Genomic DNA, 21,078 nt, shown 5'->3' with positions numbered 1-21,078 from the left:
AAGGTTCAGTTTTGACTGAAGTGCAACTTCAACGCTCGATCTTGGCTGAGCGGATTGCGGACGTATTTTTCATAGCACTCTTCGCAGAGATCGAAGTTTGCCGGCAACGAGTTTGTCGGCAAGCCGACCGGCTCATCTTCTTGTCGCGGAGGCGAATGCATGTGGTCGACGAGGTCGTGTGATTTGCAGTGCGAATCGTCACCTCGGCAGAGCAATTCGTTGAGGTAGTCGAGGCTCTGTTCGTGGTCGTCGTCTTCGTCGCCCAAGAAACTGTGATGGGCTTCGGTTTCAAGAGTGTCGTTAAGATCCGAAAGATAGTCGACGGCTTCATCATCGGCGAAGTCGTCGCACATCAACGCGTCGGAATTCGTTTCGTCGCCATCTTCCGCGATTACGTCGACATCAATGCGGATCACGTAGCGAGGCCCCTCGTCGGGGTCGATCGAACGTTGGCAACGATCACAGATGTAATGAATCATTGAAAAGGTGATGGGTCAGGAGTTTGGAATGAAAAGAAACGAAGTCAAAAATGAAAAAGACGAGAAACTTCGTTGACGACCTAACACCATCGTAATTCTCTTCCGAGACGACCCGCAAGTGTTTTCTGACTTTTCATTGGTCTCGACCGGAAATTCTTTTCCCGCCGATCACAACCTGAATGATGAATTGGTACCGAACAGCGGTTGGTGCTCCGCCGGTGAAGACATTAGAATGGTTCTTCACGCGACCGTGTCGGGTTGCGACCGACAACCGGTTTGAAATCGGCTTGGCCGGATTTCCGAGTCAATCACGTTCATGATAAAATCCACCGATCATTCCGTTCGTTCGATCTTGCGGTGGTTCAATCCGATCGCATGGTTGTCGGACCTAAGACGTTCGCTGACGGCCGCCTCGGTCGCGTTGATTTTGGTCAGCATCGTTTCGCTGAACGTCGTATGGGGCTATCCTTGGCTGGGGATGTTGGCGGCCTGTTTGGCGATGTTCGTCGTCGGACGAACTCTCAATTTGTTAAGTCTGCCCAAACTCAAAGCTCTCGCAAACGTTCCCGGTCATGTGCCCGTAGGCGAAGAATTGGGGGCCCCCATTCGGCTCATCAACGTGGGGCGATGGCCGGGGATGGATCTTTGCATCGAAGGGTCGTATTTGTGTCGTTTCTTGGCTCCTGAATCGGACACTTCGGTTTTGCAAACGGTTCGGTTTCTCCGACGCGGCGAACGCCAGTTGCCGCCGCTGTTGGTTGAGTCTTACTTTCCCTTTTACTTGTTTCGAACCCGTCGTTTGATCGATTCGGGCGCGACCGTCGTCGCAACACCGCAGCGACTGTTTGCCGAGTCGGACAAGCAGTGGCGAATGTTGGAGGTAACGCTGAAGGGTATCGCATCGCGATCGTCTCAAGGCGACCAAGTCCACTACATCGGCAATCAAGAATACCGCGAAGGGGTTCCCGTGCGGCGTTGGGACTTCGCCTCCTGGGCACGTCTTGGTAAACCGGTTCTTCGTGAATACAGTACCCCGGCGTCCAAAACGTTGTTGATCGTGGTCGACAACCTTCGACCGCAGTCCGCTCGGCCTCAACCCAAGGGGCCCAACCGATGGTGGAAACGATCCAATGATCGGATCGACGAGCCCTTTGAACGGATCTTGAGTTTGGCAGCGGCTTCGATCGAGACCCTTTCTCGAAACGGCGCCGCCGTTGTGTTGCGATTCGTACGTGGCGAAGACGGTGAAGCGTTAGGCCGAAAGTACCGCTGTGAATCGGGAGCCGATCCCGGCGAATTGCTGATGGCGTTGGGAAATGCAAAATCATTCGCCATGGAGCCGACCGACCAGGCCGTTTGGCCGCTCGATGAGGACGTTCATTTCGGAAGCGACGGCGAAGCCGTGATCGTGTTGAGTTGTCGCGACAGCGAGGAGTTAAGGCGTTCTCGAGAAACCTTATCACTTCCATCAGGAGTGTTATGGGTATCGGCCGATTCGATTGAAACATTGGAATCTGGTTCGTCTGACGTGAATGTGATGCAACGATTACGAGGCGGATCGGATGACAAGCGGGTAGTGATTTGATGGAAACGAACCTCAGGGCAGTGGTTGTCGCGGACAGCATTGATTCGGGTCGTTGGCGGCGGACGCTCTCGGACGATCGCATCGTGCTTGGCTGCCTGATGTTTACGCTGACCTGGTTCGTCGGCGGCACGTTCAGTACCCAACCGGTCCTGTTTGTTTGGTTTGGATTAGCCGTGGCGGGCGCGATGACGATGCGTTTACATCGTCGTCGGGCCGAGAGCGGCTCGGACTTCCAGTCCACCGCGACGAACCGGCCGCAGTGGATCCGGTTGATCGGATTCGCCTTGTTGTTGTGTTTGATGACTACAAGTGTGGTCGCTATTTTTGGTTGGCGGTTTGCGGCGCAAGTCAGCGAAACGTCAAGTCTCTTGGTGCTTGCGGTCGATACGATCGCACACGTCTGCATCGCGTTGTCGTGTATCCTTTGGTCGGTTTGGTCAGCACGAGGACACGTGCTATTACTGCTGCTCGGATTGGTCGGCGTGTTGATGGCGGTCGCTGGGGGGGGTGTCAGCACAACATTGACGGCCCAAACCGCTGTCGGATTGACAACCTGCATTGGTTTTTTGACGGCGGCGCAGGTGATTTTGTCGCGTCGAGAGTCGTCGTCGGCGAAACACATCGATTCCCATCGCGGTGGCGATCGCTTCGTCGAGGTGCTGCGCGAACGAGGTGCCCTCGCGCAATCGAATCGGCTGGCGGGCTCAACAGAAGAGGTGCGTTTCAGCTTTGTGGAAGCGTCTTGGCCTTATCTGCTCTTGTCGGTGTCGCTGATCCTGATTGTCGCTTCCGCGTTTGCTCGGATGGGTGAATGGGTATTGCCCACTGTTCAGGCGGAAGTCTTCTCGCAACTCAAGGATCGGTTCGAAGACCCCACGTCGGTCAGTTTCCTCGCTGGCGGTCGTTACGTGACAGGTAACCGCATCGGCGACATTCAAACAAGTATGTTGAACGATCCACAATTACTAGCATTACGTGGTTATTGTTCAACGATCCCTGGGTACCTTCGGGGAAACGTTTTTGACGACTACAGCGACGGACGTTGGAACACTCAGCGACGTTGGGTGTTTCAGTACGGACGTCGACCCGCGAACGTTTATCGATCCCAGGTCATCTCACCCGTTTCGGAGGCGAAGGTGCCGTTAAGCCAAAGTGCCAATCCGATTCGGTCTAGGTTTTTGCTCGAATTGCCGTTTGATTCCACTTCCAGCCGGAACGACACGACGCCAATCGGGTCTGGTGCAACGAATGGTTTCGGCGGTCAATCGATTATCGGCACGATTGAAATCTACGGTCAGCCTGATCATGGACCGCAGACATTCTTCCCCGCAACATCGGTGTGGATCGAAGCCAAAGCGAACAAGATCGGTTTGACGCCGCACGGTTTGATCGACCGAGGGATCGAACCGACGCAACCGTGGACCGTCGGCGTTGTCGCGAAGCCGCAAATCGAGCCGCTAACTCCAAATGACCGCGGCCTCATGCTTTGGGTGGCGCCCGAGATTCGTCCGACTCTTGAGCGGGTCGCCCGTCGGGCGGTCGGAAACGCAAGCACCGCCGATGCCAAGGCCGATCGAATTGCGAGCTACTTTCAAAATCGATTCACCTACACGCTCCGGACAGAGTTACCACCTTCCGACGTCGACCCGTTGGTCCATTTCTTGACGACGGAGCATCCTGCTCATTGCGAATACTTTGCGTCGGCGGCAGCCCTCATGTTGCGGACCGTTGACGTTCCGTCACGATATGTGACCGGCTACGTGATGGACGAACTCAGCGACTCGCAGGACTACTACCTTGCGCGGAATCGCGACGCTCACGCGTGGGTTGAATACTATGATGAGCAACAACGTCGCTGGAAACCGCTCGAGCCAACACCGGGTCGAACGTTCCGCACGATCGAACCGTCCGAACAGGTCGCCAGCAACGGGATTCAAGGAAACTTCGTTCCGGAATCTGAATCGGGCTCATCGAATTGGCTACAAGGAATGATCGGATACCTCTCGTCCCTTCGCATCACGGATACCTTGTCGGTGGTGTTTCAGTTCTTGCAGGTGCCTGCATTGGTTCTTTTGATCGGATGGCTCGGATGGCGGGCACGCGGGGAAACGCTCGACACCCACTCACAACGTCTTATCATCGAACGTCGCAAGATGGATCGCCGACTGAAGCGGTGGGGATGGGTACGTCGCACGAGCGAGACGTTGCATCAATTCGCCGCCCGCCTCGAAAACGTCTCTCCAGAAGATCCGAGACACGACGAACTGAAGGACGCATCGAATTGGTATCGTGACCATGCGGTTCAGCTGTACCGTCAGGCAAGCACTAAAACCGCCTCGCCGTTACCGGGCCGTGTCCCATCGGCAATCGTCCGATGATCACGGCCGCAATGATGCCGGCGGCGAAGCCACCGGCGTGTGCCCACCAAGCCACACCGCCACCTACTCCCGCACCGAGCGAACCGATTCCACTGAATACTTGAATCGCGAACCACAGTCCCAAGAACACGGGAGCCGGAACGACGAACGTGGTGAAGATGACGAACAAGGGCAGAACCGCCAACACCCGAGCATGCGGATACAAGAACGCGTAGGCTCCCATCACGCCGGCGATCGCGCCGCTGGCCCCGAGCGTTGGTACCGGGCTGTCGGTTTGGCTGATGTAATGCGCTAAACCCGCCATCACCCCCGTCCCTAAATACAGCAAGACATAACCGAAGTGGCCGAGGCGGTCTTCGACGTTGTCGCCGAAGATATACAAAAACCACATGTTCCCCAAGAAGTGCATCCATCCGCCGTGCAAAAACATGCACGTTACCAAGGTCATCCATGGCGGAACGGCGGACGGTCCGAGTTCTTGTCGGACATTGACGACCTCGATGCCTTGAGCCGTGCGAACGGCGGCTTGAGAAGCATGATCTTGGGGACATAGCATCGCAGAGGCTATAGTAGATCTTGGGGACATAGCACCGCAGAGGCTATTGACTTGGCACCCTGTAGCGGTAATCATGACGGGGTCGAGTTTGCTGAGTTGGTAACCACTGAGGTGCGTGATGGCACGGATGAGTCGAGCGGAAGTTTTTGATCCGGGCGAAGTCGCGGTCGGACACGTGTTTAGCCGTACCGTCAGACGGTGCTTTCTCATGGGCGATGATCCTGTCTCTGGGAAGAACTTCGACCATCGCAAACGCTGGATCGAGGAATATTTGCAGCAATTCGCGGCGTATTTCGGAATCGATCTGCTTTGCTATAGTTTGCTTTCAAATCATTTCCATTTGATTCTTAGGTCTCGACCGGACGTCGTTGCGACTTGGAGCGATGAAGAAGTTGCCCGTCGTTGGATGATGCTGTGCCCCAGCCATCGCAAGGCGGACGGGTCGCCGATGGAACCGACCCAGCCGGAAATCAACTCCATCGCCGGTTGTCCGATTAAGCGTGAAGAGATTCGCCGTCGTTTGAGTGATCTGAGTTGGTGGATGCGGTTGTTGTGCCAGCGTGTGGCAATGCGGGCCAACCGCGAGGACGAAGAACACGGTCGCTTTTTCCAGGATCGATACAAGGCGACTCGGCTCACCGATGAGGCGTCTGTGTTGGCTTGTGCGGCTTATGTGGATCTCAATCCGATTCGGGCGGCGATGTGCGAGCGGATCGAAGACAGCAATTTCACCTCGGCTCAGCGGCGAATCCAGGCCGAGCATGAAGAAGTTCACGAAACGCCACCCGACGAAGCGACACGTAACGAAACGCCACCCGACGAAGCCACGGGCGAGCGATCCGAACCGATCGCGAAATTGCGGCATCGTCGCGATTCGTTTCTGTCGCCTGTTTCGATCGACGAGCTGCTTGATCCGATCGGCCCGTGTGGCAGTGCCAAGCCGGAGCGTTGCAGTGACAAAGGATTCTTAGCGATGTCGCTGGCGGACTACTTGGAACTATTGGACTGGACGGCCCGTCAGGCGGCCCCAGGCAAACGTGGCAAGACGCCCGCAAGTGTCCCGCCGCTTCTCCAGCGACTCGGTTTGGATCAAGCGTCTTGGTGTGAGTTGGTTAGCGACTTCGGCAAGCTGTTCTGCACCGTTGCCGGTAGTCCCGACAGTGTCGACTCCATGCGGAGTCACGGGACTCATCGACGTTATCATTTGCGTCGCCGGGCACGCGAGCTATTCGCGGTCACGGACTAAGGTCCGGGATCAGCTTCTTATTTGCTTCAGCTCATCGGCCCAACGGGCCGATCGTGGGTGAGGCATGCACTTTTCTCATCGCAAACGACGCCAGGCGAGGCAAAACCAAAGCCGTCGAGGCTTCGGTGCAGGCGACTTTTGTTGAATCAGGGATGTAGCTTTGTTGAGCTACATGCGGATAGAATGGCAAAAAGTCGTGTCCCCAAGCTCGGCTTTTTGCTTCCAATCGTTTGAAAACTTTGCGAAATGAAAACGTTGGAGAGCAGGAAACTGTTCCGAGGCACACACTCACCAATTGGGTGTTGGAGGAAAGAGAGATGAGAACTGCTTGTTTTCTATCATTGTTCGCGATTTGTCATTTGTCGACCAACGCGACGGCCAACGATCAAGAAGACTTGGTGCCCGCTCCGGGAACCGTGACATTTGCATTCACTTACTTCCCTCAACCATTGGATGCCGACAAAGGGGAGGCTCCCAAACAGGAGACTCGCAGCGTTACGGTCCCGATCAATTTCATTGACAAACAAGGCAGCAAGACCGTTCGTTTTGGCGATATCGATTGCATCGTGAGCTACGGAGTCGATATGAGCATCGTTGACATCTACTCGCGGAACCCAAGTCGAAGCCTGTTCCGCCGCATGCATTCGTCCGCACAGAATGGATCCGACAACGGGATCATGGGTAAGAACAAGGTCTACCATCCGACGACCGGATCCTGTGTTGAGTTTACGGCGTTCAGCGGAACAAGTGCAGCCGACACTGGCGAGCCCGCTGACAAGCCAAAGATCAACATCGCAGATCTAAATTTGGCGAAGACGATCGATTCGTTCGCCCGCGACGAACTCGAAGCCGCAAGGAAGCACGCCAACTATGGAGTCTTCGGACAGTGCGATCGAATTGTCATCGGGCGGCTCAGCGTTCATGAGATGATGGTCCTTGAAAGTGACCCGCCAATCTACCAATACGACCTGCATATCTTGCTCGATGGAATCATCAAAGGTCCAAAGACCAAAGCTGGACACATTGAAGCCGGGTACAGTCAGTCCGAAGGAGCGTTGCCTACGTTTGATAAGGACGTTGTCTGTGTGGTCGGGCTCGCCGGCAATTCACTGCAAACTTGGACTCCCGCCGATCAAGCCGTCGTCAACACTGCGATCGTCGCAACGTTGGATCAGGATCAGGCAAAACGCGATGATTGGTCGGTAGCCAAGAATCAACCTGAACAACACGAGCATTTCGACTTTTTCCGCAATTCGAAAAGCCTAGCCTTGGTTCGACTCCACGGTTCGGCGCACTCTGTCGTATTCACGACGGCCACGAAGCTTGAATCGATGAAGTACAAGATCGTTCATAACTATCGAGGTAGTCTTTCGAGTGGCGATCAAGTTGCGCTCTCCGCAAAGTCAAGTGTCCGGGAACTAAGCTTTGTTTCCTACGAAAAACGCGGCAACGACTGGGTCATTACCGAAAGCGTCGCCGTTTCCCCGTCAGCTCTTTTAGTCGCAGCGAAAGCGTTGGGCACCAGTGCCGAGTCGCTCAAAGAACGAATCGCTGCAGACAAGCTGGAATTCAAAAAGGAGGAAGCCAGATACGCCAAGCAGCTTGAGGGTGGTCCTGAGCACGGCCATTCACAGAGTAGCCAAGGATTTGACCCGACCGAGGATCACACGCACGGTAGCGATACCCCTGGAAGAAACGGAACCCGCGACGATCGTCCCGAGTAAACAGCTGATCCAGTTTCAGCTCCATTGACACTCAACCGATTCACGAGCACCAAGAATGAAAGTCTCCAACATGCTACTGATCACAGCGATTCTTTGTGTCGTTGGCGGTTGCTCCCAAAAGGTTTCAACAGAGAAAGCGTCCGCGGCAGACCCGAATCGCTGTCGCGTTCAATGTCACTTGTTCTATCGTGATATGCGAGCGGAAGTGATGGAGGAGATGATCCCACCCAGCGAAAAGGCCGATGTTTTTATCGATTTCGACTTCAACAAGAAGCCCAAAGACGCGCCCCCACAGGTCGTTCAGCTGCCCAAAGCGAAGCCTATGTACCAGGCAACGATTTTCAAACGCGGTGGTGAATTCGTTCTTGAAATTCGCAACTCGCACAAGGGCACTCAAACGGACGCAATGATTTGCGAGACCTCATTCGACATAGAAACAATTCGAGAACGCCATCCAGCGGGAGAACGCGGTTTGTCGGGGCTTACTTACGTTCCCCATCCAACCGTCGAGGGTCTCGAACTGCAGTTCATTTGTACGCTCAAGCCGGTCGAGTAGTCGATCAGCCCAGCAATCGTTTTCGGCGCGTTGGCTTGAATCGGTGGTCAACAAAGTGAACGAGTAAATCGTTCGGTACCGAAACGGAAGAAGAAGCTCGTCGGGCCGCTCGCTTCCGATCCCAAGGCGACCACAAGCATTTTCGACCAGCCGTCGCTTTTTCGAAATGACACTTGTAACAATGTGTTAACCCATTAACATGTGTTAGTGCATTAACACATTTACCCCGTGAGTAGGTGGCAGGTGACAGCATGGGAAAGACCTCTTTACAGGATCTTGGCAAGCGAGAACGGCAGATTGCCGAAGCCGTTTATCGGCTGGGAGAAGCCAGCGTGGCAGACGTCCGGTCGGAAATCGCCGACGCGCCGACCTATTCCACCGTCCGGACGATGTTGACTCTGCTGGTCGACAAGAAAGTGCTTCGCAAACGCCAGGAGGGGAAAAGGCACCTTTTTAGGCCGGCCACACCGCATGAGACCGCTCGGAAATCCGCATTCCGCAATCTGGTTTCGACCTTCTTTGCTGAGCAACCTGTGGAAGCGCTTGCCACACTTCTGGATGTGTCCGGCGAGCTGAACGACGAAGACCTCGATCGCATGAATCAAATGATCGAAGAAGCTCGAAGGGAGAACCGCTGATGCTGTTTGCAACGAGCTTCCCTTCCAACCTGAGCGAATTCGCTTCGACACTTCTGATAATTGTGGCTTTGACGGCGACCTTTGTGTGGACTTTTGCCGGGTTGATTGCTCTCACTTGGTGTCGAGCATCTGCGGCAGCACGGCATCGCACTTGGGCCTTATCAATGGTCGCTGTCCTAATCGCGCCGCTGCTTGTCCCGTCAATTCCATTGCCAAGGTGGACTGCGTGGCAGACGCCGCGAGACTCAGCACCGGAAGCGTTGCGACAAACCGTCCTGCGCGTAAATGCGTTCGATTTGAACACTCGAGTTGATGCCGTTGACGAACAACCTCCGCCAATATCAATCCTGATTGAGTCAGTGGCATCCGATCAGTTACCGATGCACGCAACTCCCGCCACACCGGCGGTGAGTTCATTGGCAGTGGCGTCGTCGTCGGCATCGCCGGAGCAGGCCGCTGCAATTCTGCCTGAGATCGATACGAATTGGCACGTGATCGAGGCGACGCTGATCGTTGTTTGGGCAATGGGAATGTTTGTCGGTGCGTTGTTGTTCCTTCGATCGACTCGTCGAGTCCGACAGCTCATTCGCGGCAGCTTGTTGATCGAAGAAGGACGCCATTGCGACCAGTTCATCGCCCTCAGCAAAAAACTTGGACTGCGGAAACATGTCAAACTCGGGGTCTCGTCGGAAGAAATCGTTCCGTTTGTCACGGGTTGGGCGTCACCCGTGGTCGTGTTGCCCGCCGGATTCGGAAACTGGACCTCCGACCGGCTGAACGTGGTGCTTGCCCATGAATTGATTCACATTCGCCGAGCCGACTTGTTCTGGCAGACGATCGCTCGTTGGTGCCTGATCGTCGCGTGGTTTCATCCCCTGGCGTGGATCGCCACGTGGCGATTGCGAGTTGAACAGGGGGAAGACCATGGGGACATAGCACCGCAGAGGCTATTGACTTGGCACCCTGTAGCGGTAACCATGACCGGGTCGAGTTTGCTGAGTTGGTAACTATTGAGGTGCGTGATGGCACGGATGAGTCGAGCGGAAGTTTTTGATCCGGGCGAAGTCGCGGTCGGACACGTGTTTAGCCGTACCGTTAGACGGTGTTTTCTCATGGGCGATGATCCTGTCTCTGGGAAGAACTTCGACCATCGCAAACGCTGGATCGAGGAATATTTGCAGCAATTCGCGGCATATTTCGGTATCGATCTGCTTTGCTATAGTTTGCTAGCAAATCATTTTCATTTGATTCTTAGGTCTCGACCGGACGTCGTTGCGACGTGGAGCGATGAAGAAGTCGCCCGTCGTTGGATGATGCTGTGCCCCAATCATCGCAAGGCGGACGGGTCGCCGATGGAACCGACCCAACCGGAGATCAACTCCATCGCCGGTTGTCCGGTTAAACGTGAAGAGATTCGCCGTCGTTTGAGTGATCTGAGTTGGTGGATGCGGTTGCTGTGCCAGCGTGTGGCAATGCGGGCCAACCGTGAGGACGAAGAACGCGGTCGCTTTTTCCAGGATCGATACAAGGCGACGCGGCTCACCGATGAGGCGTCTTTGTTGGCTTGTGCGGCTTATGTGGATCTCAATCCGATTCGGGCGGCGATGTGCGAGCGGATCGAAGACAGCAATTTCACCTCGGCTCAGCGGCGAATCCAAGCCGAACGTGAAGAAGTTCACGAAACACCACCCGACGAAGCGACACGTCACGAAACGCCACCCGACGAAGCCACTGGCGAGCGATCCGAACCGATTGCGAAATTGCGGCATCGTCGCGATTCGTTTCTGTCGCCTGTTTCGATCGACGAACTGCTTGATCCGATCGGCCCGTGTGGCAGTGACACGCCGGAGCGTTGCAGCGACAAGGGATTCTTAGCGATGTCGCTGGCGGACTACTTGGAACTATTGGACTGGACGGCCCGTCAGGCGGCCCCAGGCAAACGTGGCAAGACGCCCGCAAGTGTCCCGCCGCTTCTCCAGCGACTCGGTTTGGATCAAGCGTCTTGGTGTGAGTTGGTTAGCGACTTCGGCAAGCTGTTCTGCACCGTTGCCGGTAGTCCCGACAGTGTCGACTCCATGCGGAGTCACGGCACTCATCGACGTTATCATTTGCGTCGGCGGGCACGCGAGCTATTCGCGGTCACGGACTAAGGTCCGGGATCAGCATCTTATTTGCTTCAGCTCATCGGCCCAACAGGCCGATCGTGGATGAGGCATGCGCTTTTCTCATCGCAACCGCCGCCAGACCCGGCAAAACCAAAGCCGTCGAGGCTTCGGTGCAGGCGACTGTTGTTGAATCAGGGATGTAGCTCCGTCAAGCTACATGCCGATGAGCTGGCAAAGTGTCGTGTCCCCAAGCTCGTCCCGCCGCAATCACGGCACTCGGTCCTTCCATCGGCCCAACCTCATCTCCGTTGCGAACGTAATTGGTCGGGTTCATGTGGTTCGGCGAAGCGTTGTTCTGAGTCGCCAACCAATGGTCGTAGCCATGATCGTCCGGTTGTGGTTGTTCATCGGAATTGAACTTACCATTCAAGTGCCATTTACCGGCATGGCAGGTTTCGTAGCCACGGTTTTTTAGCAGTTCGGCAATGGTGATCTCGCTCTCACGCAGATGGTACTGAGATCCTGGTGGAATCCAACGCCACACGCCATTTCGATAAGGAGTCCGTCCCGTCAAAATCGCCGATCGCGAAGGAGAGCAAACCGAACAGGCAGCATAGCACTGTGTGAACCGCAGCCCTTCAGATGCAAAGCGATCTAGATTCGGAGATTTAATGACGGGATGACCATAACATGCCAAATCCCCCCAGCCTTGATCGTCCGTCAAAAAGACGATGACGTTTGGCTGCTCCGCAGCGCTCGCTGAGGATGGCGAAAAAACGCTGCTAATAATGGAAGCGGTACAGAGCATGAGCAACACGACGCAGCTCACATAACTGATTCTCGATTTAGACTGACAACTCATTTTTCTTTGATGGCTCGTGATGAGGATCTCATTGTTTGAACACTGGGGAAATGACGCCAAACCGAATGCATCGATATTTGTTGACTTTCCTACGGTGCGATCGCTTGCTTGATTTCCGACAAACGCTGCGAACCCGCGTCATTGACTTCCATCAAAAAGCGGATCAGGTCCAAAAATTGCCCGCGATCGGTGAGCTGATTGATCAACCCGGCAGGCATAGCCGATGTCGTTGATGGCTTCATCGCGTCAATATCGTCCTGCAAGAGTTTAATGATCTTACCACCTGCCGGTTCACGCAACACTAATTCGTCGTCGCTCTCGCTGACCACGAATCCCGTCAATGCAAGCCCATCGGCAGTCAACACCATCATCTGCGAAAACTCTTTGCGAATCGCCTTGGACGGATTCAAGACGGACTCGACGATAAACGGATCGTTGACGTCGTCTCGCTTCGAAGCCAAATCAGGTCCCAAGCGATCACCGCTAGAGGGATCGTGACACTTCGCACACGACAACGATTGATTGTAAAACAGTTTGGCACCTCGCAATGCGTCCCCTGAGGCACGGGCTTCCCGAGCCAGTTCACTCGCATCGACCTCACTGAGCTGTTCACTCAGCGATACCGGCGGACCATCACGCAACGAGAGACCTTTAATCGCCAACTCGTGAATCGACCAGTACTTATTGCTCGAAGTCCCCGTTTGCTCAATTCGAATGTGTTGGACCGGATCAGAACTATCGATTTCAATTTCCGTTACCGGTTCATCACCGTTTCCTTTCGCCACTGGTTCGCTCCACGTCTTGCCATCGCTAGAAACCACGACCGCGAATCCACGTGGGTAGTCCGTTTTCGATCTTGCCGCGTCCAACGTGATTGACAATAGTTTCACTGGCTCCGGAAGCTCGATGCCGAACCACATGCCCGGTTGCTGCTTTTTGCCAGTGTCCCAGCGACTCTTCGCATCGCCATCGACAGCCGCCGATACCTTGTCCGCATCGTGGCTTGCGGTCAGCTTCCATCGCTCGCGATTATCGAGCGGAGGTGGGTCAAAGTACGTCAACTCGTTCAATGTCCATGGTCCTACGCGGCCCGTGGACTCCTCTCGAATTCTTGCGATGTCGGACGACTCAACGAGTCCCGCTTTGTTGCCCCACTCGTTCCGAATGTAGTTCGCCGCATCGCTGATCCATTGATCTGTATTTGCGCCCATGGGCAACATCAAACCCGCCGTGTAAGTCTTTTCATCAATAGGCCCCATCAGGCCATGCAACATAATCCGAGACAACCGCTCCTTGTGACCTGTCACACGCGGGGATCCGACCAACGAGGGTGCGACCATCATTCCCGTGTGATCGGGTGAGGTAACGCCTTTGCCGTCGGGACCGTGGCACGTCACGCAAAGCGTCGTGTAGATCGTTTTTCCGCGAACCACCGAGTCCGCGAGTACTTTGTCGCGTCGCCTCAGTTCTTCGAGCTTCTTCGCCTCGGCAATCATTGCTGCAGCACGAGCCTTCAATTGGTCTGCGATACGCGTCACCGCTTCATTCTCATGATGCCGCGACACGATCTCAGCCGACAACGATTCCGCATTGGGGTGTCCCGTCCGGGAAAGCGAGAGCAGCGTTTGGATCGCTACTTCGGGACTCTCGTCCGGAACCGCTTGCGTCAGTAACTCGTCTACAGATCGGTCGTCCTTCATCCATGGTTCCGCAATACGAATCGCAGCCGAGCGAACTCGATCATCCGAATCGGTAATGCGATCCTTCAACATCGCGATGTCAACAGCGTCGAGTCCTTCCAATGTCCACAGTGCATGCAACCTCGCTAACGGGTTGTCGCTTATTTTCGCAAGTTGCTTGAGCGCCGGGACGACACTCGGATCGCTGTGCAAGACAATGAGTTTTTGAGCCTCGCTGCGCCACCATCCGTTGGGGTGCGAAAGATGAGCGACAAGTTGAGCTGGGGACTCTTCCAACATTCGAGGTTGCGGGCCACGTTGGGTTGTTTCATGGTCAATTCGAAAGATCCGTCCGCGGCCCACGTTCTTATCTAGCTCGTACTCTTGGACGACGCCACGAAGATAGGAACCGTCGCGAACCCAGTTTCCCTCTTGGATGATGCCGCGATACATGTCGACTAAATACAAACATCCGTCTGGGCCCGTAGCACTGCTAACAGGACGAAAATTGGGATCCGTCGCTGCGATAAATTCGGACTGGTCATACGCGTTAGAAACAACGATACGGCCTTGATCGTTGGTAACCTTGGCGCGGCGAACCAAGCGCCCAACTGGCTCGGGAATGATCAAATCGCCGCTGAAGTCCGCCGGCATCGCGTTGCCACGGTAGATCGATTGTCCACAACATCCCGTAAACCGATTGAGTGTGTTATCGTCTCGAACTCGAGCGCGACCGCCTTGTACATCAGGCACGTTATCGATCGGAAAGCACTCACGAAAACCTTCGGCTTGTTCGCCCGGCAGCGAGAGCTGGCCATAAATGATCGGACGCTGAAAGTCCATGGCCGGATTTTCACCACCCGCCGTCGAGTAGAAAATGCGACCTACGTCATCATGCGTAATCCCCCATTGTCCACTTCCGTGCGGCAGTGGTTCGCGTACGACCTCGCCCCCGGTGAAGCGATATCGGTGCTGCGAATAGGTAGTGTAAATCCAATTGTCAAGGTTCCAAACCAATCCGCTCGGCTGATGCTCTAGGTTACCGCCACGTTTGCCCCCTTCATGCCACATTTCGATTTTATCAGCAACACCATCGTCATCCGTGTCTTGGTAACTCTTCAAATCGAGCGTATTCGTCTCGCGAATGATCACCCGATCAAGCAAAGGCAACACCATTCGAGGCAAGATCAAATTGTCCGCAAACACGGTGTGTGTTTCGTAGACGCCATCGCCGTCTCGATCCTCATGCCGAGAAACGCGGCTACTGGGCGCTAATTGATTTTTGCCATCGATGTCCTGCATGTAGGTTCGCATCTCGATGACATACATGCGCCCGTTGCCATCCCAAGCGACCGCCGATGGTTCATGAATGTGCGGTTCCGTCAGCACTGGGACCACGGCGTACCCATCAGCAATCTTCATGGTTGCGATCGAATCGGCGGGTGAAAGAGGTGGTGCTTTCGAGCTAGCCTCTTCGCCCATCGCGAGCGGGCAAACAAAGAGAATGAAGCAACTAAAAACGACCGATCGAAACAACAAACACATCAGAGGAAGAAACCATCATGCAAGAAGGGAATCGGTAGTGAACGAGGCAACGAGTCCTGTGCCGCAGGACTCGCTGCCTCGCCCACTACGAAAGTAAATGTTTGACCGATGCCTACGGTTTTCTGATTTGGAAGATGTACTTCATCAAATCATCGAACTCGCTACGGTTCTTGAGTTGTCGAACCAAGTTCTCTGGCATCAGTGACACTTTCGAGTCTATGACTTCTTCGATGTCGTTCTGTTTGATCGTGATCGGATCGGGTGCGGCCAGATTGCGTAAAACAATTTCCTTATCGTTCTCGGAGACACGCACCCCCGTTTGCACCTTTCCATTAACATCGAGCACATTGACTTGCGCGAAATCTTTGTCGATCAATTCGGACGGGCGAAGAAGCGAATCAACCAGTTGCTCTGCCGTGAGCTTCGTCGTCATCTTCGTGAGGTCTGGACCAAGTCTAGCGGCACCCTTCGGTGGATCGTGACAGCCAAAGCAGGCCGCACCCGATTGATAGAAGAGTTTCTTGCCTCGCTCTGCATTCCCCTTTTCCATCGCGATTCGAGCTAGTTCAGCAGTCGATATGCCTAGCAGTTCCTTTTCCAAAGCCTCGTTGGAGAATTCTTCCACAGCGATGCTCTTACCTTCGAGTTCAGGCTCCAATGGATGCTCCGCGAGCAGTTCCTCCGGTTTCCAGAATGTGCTTCGGTCGCTCGATTCTTTGCGAACTCTTTTAACGGTCTCAGTCGAGATCGGAGAGGCTTGGTTGCCCCAAGTGTTACGTACAAACGTCAAAACTGCGGCAAGTTCGTTGTCCTTCAACAAGGATCGAAAAGCGGTCATCGGCGGAACGCCTCGTGACGGATCGTAAGTTTTTCCGTTGACCGTCATTTTTCCCCACACGCCATGCAAAGCCATCTTGATCAATCGCTCTTCGCTTCCGTTGACCCACGGGCTGTCAACGAGCGGCGGATAAATGTTGGCGCTTCCTAGGCCGTGTGCCAAGTGGCACGTCGCGCAGTGCGACTCTCGTTGGTATACCTGCGACCCCAATTTGTATTCGCTCTTATATTTACGATCGAGGTGCTTGGGGTGACTGAATTTTACGAATTCGACTTCCGCAGCCGCAGCAAAATCGGTCGCACCATTCACATCCACGTTCTCCCAGAAATGCTTGACTGTGCTCGCAGCGACAACGGCATGCTTCACGCTCGAACCTAAGAGTGAATTGAGCAGCGTTTCGTTCTTCACACCGTGCTGCTGGTGCAACCACAGCGCTTCAAGTAGATGATGGGCTTCGATTTCATCGTTGGGATCAAAGCCTTTGATCCACTGCTGCGCCGCAGCGATTACAGCGTCTGAATCGCGAGCGCTCAGTTCGACTCGCGAACGATGACGGACACCGTTGACGGGGTGTTTTAAATTCTCTAACAGCACCGCGATCGGTTCGCCGTCGATTTTGACAGGCTCTTGCAATGGTCGGTCTTTCACGGTCAACCGGAAAATGCGACCATGTTTGTGGTCACGATTAGGGTCACGAATATTGTGCTGCATGTGACCGATGATGGCATTGTGCCAGTCGGAAACGTACAAAGCACCGTCTTCACCAACAACCGCATCGGTCGCGCGGAAGTTTCGATCGTCGCTGTTGAGCAACTCAAGCCCAGGAGTTCCCCAAACCTCCCCAAATTTTCGGGTTTTACCGTCCCCTTCGCGATCAAGCGAGTACTGCTTGACACCCAAAAAACCGATTGTGTTGCATATCAAAAAATCATTCTGAATCTCTTCGGGGAAATGCTGGGACGACAGAATTTCATCCCCAGCAACAGGGCGAAACTCTTTGGTCAAAAGCATGTGCATTTTGAATCCCTTGCCTTCAGGACGCACTTGATACGACTTTCCACCGGTGCCGTCGTTGGCATAGCAATAACCCCAATAGTCAAAGCTAGTTCCATGCGGATTCGGACTGTTCGCAGCATGCGGAGTGATCGCAAAGGTGCGTGGATCAAATCGGTACATCCCCGAGGCGCCGATCGCGAGGTTCGACTTCCAGGGTGTTTCGTGATTGTGAACCAGGAAGATACCACTTTGCCAATAGATCCCGCCGTCCGGTCCCATGATCAAGTTGTTCGCGGCGTGATGCGTGTCTTCGGTTCCCAGTCCTTGCAGAATCGGGTAGCGCATGTCCGCCTTGTCGTCGCCATCGGTATCCTTCAAGAAAAGGAGATCGGGTCCCGAAGTGACAATGACGCCGCCACCCCAAAACTCAAACCCCAGCGGGTTGTGGACATGAGCGAAGATTTTGCGCGTGTCCGCTTTGCCATCGTTGTCAGTGTCCTCAAGAATCATGAGGCTGTCGTTCATTTCTTTGCCGGGTTCCCACTTGGGGTACGTGTTCCAGCTTGCCACCCAAAGACGGCCCTTGGCGTCGACTTGCATTTGCACGGGGTTGGCAAGATCGGGAAACTGAACTTCCGAAGCGAACACGTTCAGCTGATAACCCTCAGGAACGTTGATCTTTGCGAGGGACTCTTCGGGGCTAAGGTAGTCAACGCTACCTTCTTTTTCTGCACTCGAACTTCTGCTGCCACCGCCGACGTTGGATATCACTTTGATGGGTGGTGGAACGTTGCTGTCGTCGACAACATATTGCTTGCCCTCGGATGCCGCCCAAATAGCCTCGTCGCGGTTCGCAGTCATCACATCCAACATCACCAACTCGTGCTTGAGGACTTCAGCGTTGCTTTGACCGTCCACAAAAGTCAACGTCGATCGTCCACCCCAAATGTCGTTACCATCGGTTGCGCGATAGCGGTTGTGCCAATGCCAATTCTTGTCCTCGACGGCTTTGTAGATATCGGCAAGTTTGCTCAGGTCGGGCGCTCGCTTTCCGAGCAGCGCTTGCGAAATGATGTCGGCGAGCTTTTTGTAGCCATTCGCATTCAGATGAATGCCGTTGATGGTGTATCGCTCGGTACTCGATGAAAACAAATGCATGGTCGGCGTGAAGAGATCAACAAACGTCGCGTTCGTTTCCGCAGCAGCTCTGCGTGTCGCCTCGGTATAAACAGCGAGATTCGCATTCAACTCCGATCCGTCGGGAAGGTTGCGATCGCCCGTATTCTGATACGCTATGGGGCTGAACAGAACAAACCGAACTTCCTTGCCTGCTTCCTTTCGCAGTTTCGTGTACCGATGAACCAATTTCACCAATTCCGCTTGGTAGGCATCCGCTCCGCCCTGACCGGCAAATGACTCGTTGTATCCGTAGAAACAGAAAACGACGTCCGGTGCAACATGCTGTAGGTACTCGTCGTCGTTGGTAAACCCCTGGCTGCGTGGACGTTTGTTAACCATGTCACCCGAGAAACTCATGTTTCGGAAACGAACATTTTTTCCCGCGAGTTGACTCTGAAGTACGGTCTCGACCCACGGATCATGCTGCATTCGGTCGGCGAGTCCATTGCCGTAGATGGCAACCACGTCATTGGGTTTGAACTCAATCGGTTCTTCAGCAGACGCAGAAGGGACTGCAATGACGGCTTGTAAAATACAAAGGGTCAGGAGCAGCGAGAGTTTTTTCTTAAGCATTTCAGGGACGCTGTGATTCATATTGCTGAAATTTGGGTTTGAACCGCGTTTGACGCACAAGCCGAATGGCAAGGTGACGCAGTGTTGGGTGGAGGGGTGGGGAAAGGTGGGATAGCGGGCATTTCCAGAGGGTGGAATTCAAAGATTGTAGTCTAATCGCCAGGGTTCGTCATTGCGCTCTTTTGCGGAAGAAGTTGAGGTCGATTTCAGCACTTCCCTACGATCGTTGTGCAAGATAAAGGCTGCTGATCGATGAATAGTCGAGACGCGTCGCGAGACTGTTAATTCAGCAATTCGTAAGCTGCTGGCACATCCTCGAGTTCAGCAATTGCGCGAGAGCAGGGTCGCAGCGGGGACCCCTGGTCTCGCATAAACGCGTGTTCGCCATTGAATTCGTGCCACGTGAATCGTGTGCGGGCTGAGGTCATCGTATCTTACGATCAATCGCCTTCCTTCGCTGGGGATGCGGGGATCGTGGCGGCCCACTTTTTCATCAGTGCGATGTTGGCTTCGATTTCCTTTAGATGAGCGGGATCGTTTTTGCGTCGCATTGCATTGAGATAGACATCCATGTCGCTGTCATACATCGTCGCCGACTCGGGCGTGCGACCTCGATCGTTCGTTTCATCCATCCATCGATCGAGTTGGCCGCGCATTTCCACGAGCGTATCTGCAAAATTCGAATCGCCGGCAAGATTGCGAATTTCATGCGGATCTGCTTTCACATCGTACAGCTCTTCTTCCGGACGCACGTTTCGGAACACCAACTCCTGGACGGCATCTAGCTTTCCAGCATCGTGCCATTCCCGCATCGCAATTAAAATTTGCTTTTTGTCTTTGTAGGCACAAGGCTGGAGGTAAGGTCGATTCGGCAGAAAATTGCGAATGTATTTAAACTCCTTTGTTCGAACCGATCGCATGTGATCAACTGTTTCATCGCAACGATCACGTGCCGAAAACACAGCAATTCGTGGCGTGTATTCCGTAGCGAGAATGTCTTTGGCTTGCATGTAGTCTGGAATCGCAATTCCAGCTGCTGCAAGCGATAGCGCCGCGATATCGATATGCTCGACAAGATCCTCACGCACCGAGCCAGCCACAATTCCTGGGCCACGGATCACAAGCGGCACATGCAATCCCTCGTCATACATGAACTGCTTCCCGCGCGCGTGACTAATCCCATGGTCGGTCATGAAGAGCACGAGTGTGTTGTCGAGCACACCTTCCTTCTCAAGTCTGGCGATCACCTCACCCACCATCACGTCCGTCATGCGAACAGAATCCAAATACGCGGCCCAATCTCGTAAGACATCGGGGTGTCTCGGATAATATGGCGGCAACTTCACTGACTCGATGCCAGTGCGATCTCCTAGCTTTTTCTCTGCGGCAGCCTGACTCTTCTCCCAACCCGATTCGTTACTCCCACGCAGCTTGCCCCCTTGTGTTTGAATCTGTGCAAAAAAGGGTTGACCTCGTTTGCGTTTTGACCAGTCCGAACCGTCGTAGACGGATTTGTCCCACTCAAAGTTATAATCGGTCTTGCCCAGCCCCTTCGCTATTGGCCAGCCGGAAATGGACGTGAAGTACCCAGCTTCTTGAAATAGTTTTGGCAGCAGCTTGATAGGCTCCGGCAATCGAATTTTCTCGTCACCACGACCGCTGCGATGATGATGTGCACCGATGCTCGTTTGATACATCCCTGTAATGAACGCGGAACGACACGTCGAGCATACAGGAGCAGTCACGTAGGCATTCGTGAACTTCACACCGTTAGCAGCGAGCTTATCCACATTCGGCGTCGCAATTGCCGTTTCGCCATAGCAAGCAAAATTCGCGGACATGTCGTCTGGGATGATCCACACGATATTCGGACGATCCGCACTCGCAGGACTAGCAAAAACAAAAGATCCAAGCCCCACAAGGAGGATCTTGGGGACATAGCACCGCAGAGGCTATTGACTTGGCACCCTGTAGCGGAAACTATGATGGCGTCGAGTTTGCTGAATTGGTAGCCACTGAGGTGCGTGATGGCACGGATGAGTCGAGCGGAAGTTTTTGATCCGGGCGAAGTCGCGGTCGGACACGTGTTTAGCCGTACCGTCAGACGGTGCTTTCTCATGGGCGATGATCCTGTCTCTG

Annotated in this window: 14 protein-coding genes; 8 read left to right on the top strand and 6 right to left on the bottom strand. The window is 54.2% G+C overall.

The annotated features are described in order from the left end of the window. Positions 1-5: 5 nt before the first annotated feature. Positions 6-479: a hypothetical protein gene (locus Pla100_RS28150; protein ID WP_146582348.1), complete on the bottom strand. Its 474-nt coding sequence runs from the start codon at positions 477-479 to the stop codon at positions 6-8. Positions 480-795: 316 nt separating this feature from the next. Between Pla100_RS28150 and Pla100_RS28145 the strand changes: the two genes are divergently transcribed. Both Pla100_RS28145 and Pla100_RS28140 read left to right on the top strand, forming a co-directional pair. Then, positions 796-2,064, top strand: coding sequence for a DUF58 domain-containing protein (locus Pla100_RS28145; RefSeq protein WP_146582347.1), 1,269 nt, complete (start codon positions 796-798; stop codon positions 2,062-2,064). Beyond that, positions 2,064-4,442 (top strand): transglutaminase-like domain-containing protein, encoded by a 2,379-nt coding sequence (locus Pla100_RS28140; protein WP_146582344.1) that lies wholly within the window; start codon positions 2,064-2,066, stop codon positions 4,440-4,442. The genes Pla100_RS28145 and Pla100_RS28140 overlap by 1 nt, the downstream gene beginning before the upstream one ends. Here Pla100_RS28140 and Pla100_RS28135 read toward each other — a convergent pair. Then, positions 4,390-4,998: a rhomboid family intramembrane serine protease gene (locus Pla100_RS28135; RefSeq protein WP_231603725.1), complete on the bottom strand. Its 609-nt coding sequence runs from the start codon at positions 4,996-4,998 to the stop codon at positions 4,390-4,392. The two genes, Pla100_RS28140 and Pla100_RS28135, sit on opposite strands and share 53 nt — an antisense overlap. Before the next feature lie 118 nt (positions 4,999-5,116). Between Pla100_RS28135 and Pla100_RS28130 the strand changes: the two genes are divergently transcribed. From Pla100_RS28130 to Pla100_RS28105, 6 genes are all read left to right on the top strand, one after another. Further along, positions 5,117-6,244 carry a hypothetical protein gene (locus Pla100_RS28130; protein WP_146582340.1) on the top strand — a complete coding sequence of 376 codons (1,128 nt, stop codon included), beginning with the start codon at positions 5,117-5,119 and terminating at the stop codon, positions 6,242-6,244. A 317-nt stretch (positions 6,245-6,561) separates the two neighbouring features. After that, a complete protein-coding gene (locus Pla100_RS28125) occupies positions 6,562-7,968 on the top strand; it encodes a hypothetical protein (protein WP_146582338.1) in 1,407 nt (468 codons plus the stop codon). A 55-nt stretch (positions 7,969-8,023) separates the two neighbouring features. Next, positions 8,024-8,524 carry a hypothetical protein gene (locus Pla100_RS28120; RefSeq protein ID WP_146582336.1) on the top strand — a complete coding sequence of 167 codons (501 nt, stop codon included), beginning with the start codon at positions 8,024-8,026 and terminating at the stop codon, positions 8,522-8,524. 251 nt (positions 8,525-8,775) lie between these two features. Further along, on the top strand, positions 8,776-9,162 hold the full coding sequence (locus Pla100_RS28115) for a BlaI/MecI/CopY family transcriptional regulator (protein WP_146582334.1): 387 nt from the start codon (positions 8,776-8,778) through the stop codon (positions 9,160-9,162). 380 nt (positions 9,163-9,542) lie between these two features. Continuing rightward, on the top strand, positions 9,543-10,169 hold the full coding sequence (locus Pla100_RS28110) for a M56 family metallopeptidase (protein ID WP_231603724.1): 627 nt from the start codon (positions 9,543-9,545) through the stop codon (positions 10,167-10,169). Positions 10,170-10,184: 15 nt separating this feature from the next. Further along, the gene (locus Pla100_RS28105) at positions 10,185-11,312 is read left to right on the top strand and encodes a hypothetical protein (protein WP_146582330.1); all 1,128 of its coding nucleotides are present in this window, start codon (positions 10,185-10,187) and stop codon (positions 11,310-11,312) included. Positions 11,313-11,475: 163 nt separating this feature from the next. On the opposite strand, the gene Pla100_RS28100 is transcribed toward Pla100_RS28105, so the two are convergent. The 4 genes from Pla100_RS28100 to Pla100_RS28080 all read right to left on the bottom strand — a co-directional run bounded on the left by Pla100_RS28100 (position 11,476) and on the right by Pla100_RS28080 (position 20,858). Next, the gene (locus Pla100_RS28100; RefSeq protein ID WP_146582380.1) at positions 11,476-12,075 is read right to left on the bottom strand and encodes a sulfatase-like hydrolase/transferase; all 600 of its coding nucleotides are present in this window, start codon (positions 12,073-12,075) and stop codon (positions 11,476-11,478) included. Positions 12,076-12,218: 143 nt separating this feature from the next. Then, the gene (locus tag Pla100_RS28095) at positions 12,219-15,290 is read right to left on the bottom strand and encodes a PVC-type heme-binding CxxCH protein (RefSeq protein WP_456238275.1); all 3,072 of its coding nucleotides are present in this window, start codon (positions 15,288-15,290) and stop codon (positions 12,219-12,221) included. 175 nt (positions 15,291-15,465) lie between these two features. Beyond that, a complete protein-coding gene (locus tag Pla100_RS28090) occupies positions 15,466-18,960 on the bottom strand; it encodes a PVC-type heme-binding CxxCH protein (RefSeq protein WP_231603722.1) in 3,495 nt (1,164 codons plus the stop codon). 419 nt (positions 18,961-19,379) lie between these two features. Beyond that, complete coding sequence (locus tag Pla100_RS28080) at positions 19,380-20,858, bottom strand: sulfatase family protein (RefSeq protein WP_390620672.1); 1,479 nt, start codon at positions 20,856-20,858, stop codon at positions 19,380-19,382. Positions 20,859-21,078 lie beyond the last annotated feature (220 nt).

This window comes from Neorhodopirellula pilleata (genome assembly GCF_007859915.1).
GTDB lineage: Bacteria > Planctomycetota > Planctomycetia > Pirellulales > Pirellulaceae > Rhodopirellula > Rhodopirellula pilleata.
Note: the sequence above shows the minus strand (reverse complement) of the source record. Positions and strands in the feature narration are given on the sequence as shown.

Bases quoted from the DNA above. Each gene is read 5' to 3' on its own strand.
- Pla100_RS28150 (WP_146582348.1), bottom strand. From the start codon at position 479: ATGATTCATTACATCTGTGATCGTTGCCAACGTTCGATCGACCCCGAC.
- Pla100_RS28145 (WP_146582347.1), top strand. From the start codon at position 796: ATGATAAAATCCACCGATCATTCCGTTCGTTCGATCTTGCGGTGGTTC.
- Pla100_RS28140 (WP_146582344.1), top strand. From the start codon at position 2,064: ATGGAAACGAACCTCAGGGCAGTGGTTGTCGCGGACAGCATTGATTCG.
- Pla100_RS28135 (WP_231603725.1), bottom strand. From the start codon at position 4,998: ATGCTATGTCCCCAAGATCATGCTTCTCAAGCCGCCGTTCGCACGGCT.
- Pla100_RS28130 (WP_146582340.1), top strand. From the start codon at position 5,117: ATGGCACGGATGAGTCGAGCGGAAGTTTTTGATCCGGGCGAAGTCGCG.
- Pla100_RS28125 (WP_146582338.1), top strand. From the start codon at position 6,562: ATGAGAACTGCTTGTTTTCTATCATTGTTCGCGATTTGTCATTTGTCG.
- Pla100_RS28120 (WP_146582336.1), top strand. From the start codon at position 8,024: ATGAAAGTCTCCAACATGCTACTGATCACAGCGATTCTTTGTGTCGTT.
- Pla100_RS28115 (WP_146582334.1), top strand. From the start codon at position 8,776: ATGGGAAAGACCTCTTTACAGGATCTTGGCAAGCGAGAACGGCAGATT.
- Pla100_RS28110 (WP_231603724.1), top strand. From the start codon at position 9,543: ATGCACGCAACTCCCGCCACACCGGCGGTGAGTTCATTGGCAGTGGCG.
- Pla100_RS28105 (WP_146582330.1), top strand. From the start codon at position 10,185: ATGGCACGGATGAGTCGAGCGGAAGTTTTTGATCCGGGCGAAGTCGCG.
- Pla100_RS28100 (WP_146582380.1), bottom strand. From the start codon at position 12,075: ATGCTCTGTACCGCTTCCATTATTAGCAGCGTTTTTTCGCCATCCTCA.
- Pla100_RS28095 (WP_456238275.1), bottom strand. From the start codon at position 15,290: ATGGGCGAAGAGGCTAGCTCGAAAGCACCACCTCTTTCACCCGCCGAT.
- Pla100_RS28090 (WP_231603722.1), bottom strand. From the start codon at position 18,960: ATGAATCACAGCGTCCCTGAAATGCTTAAGAAAAAACTCTCGCTGCTC.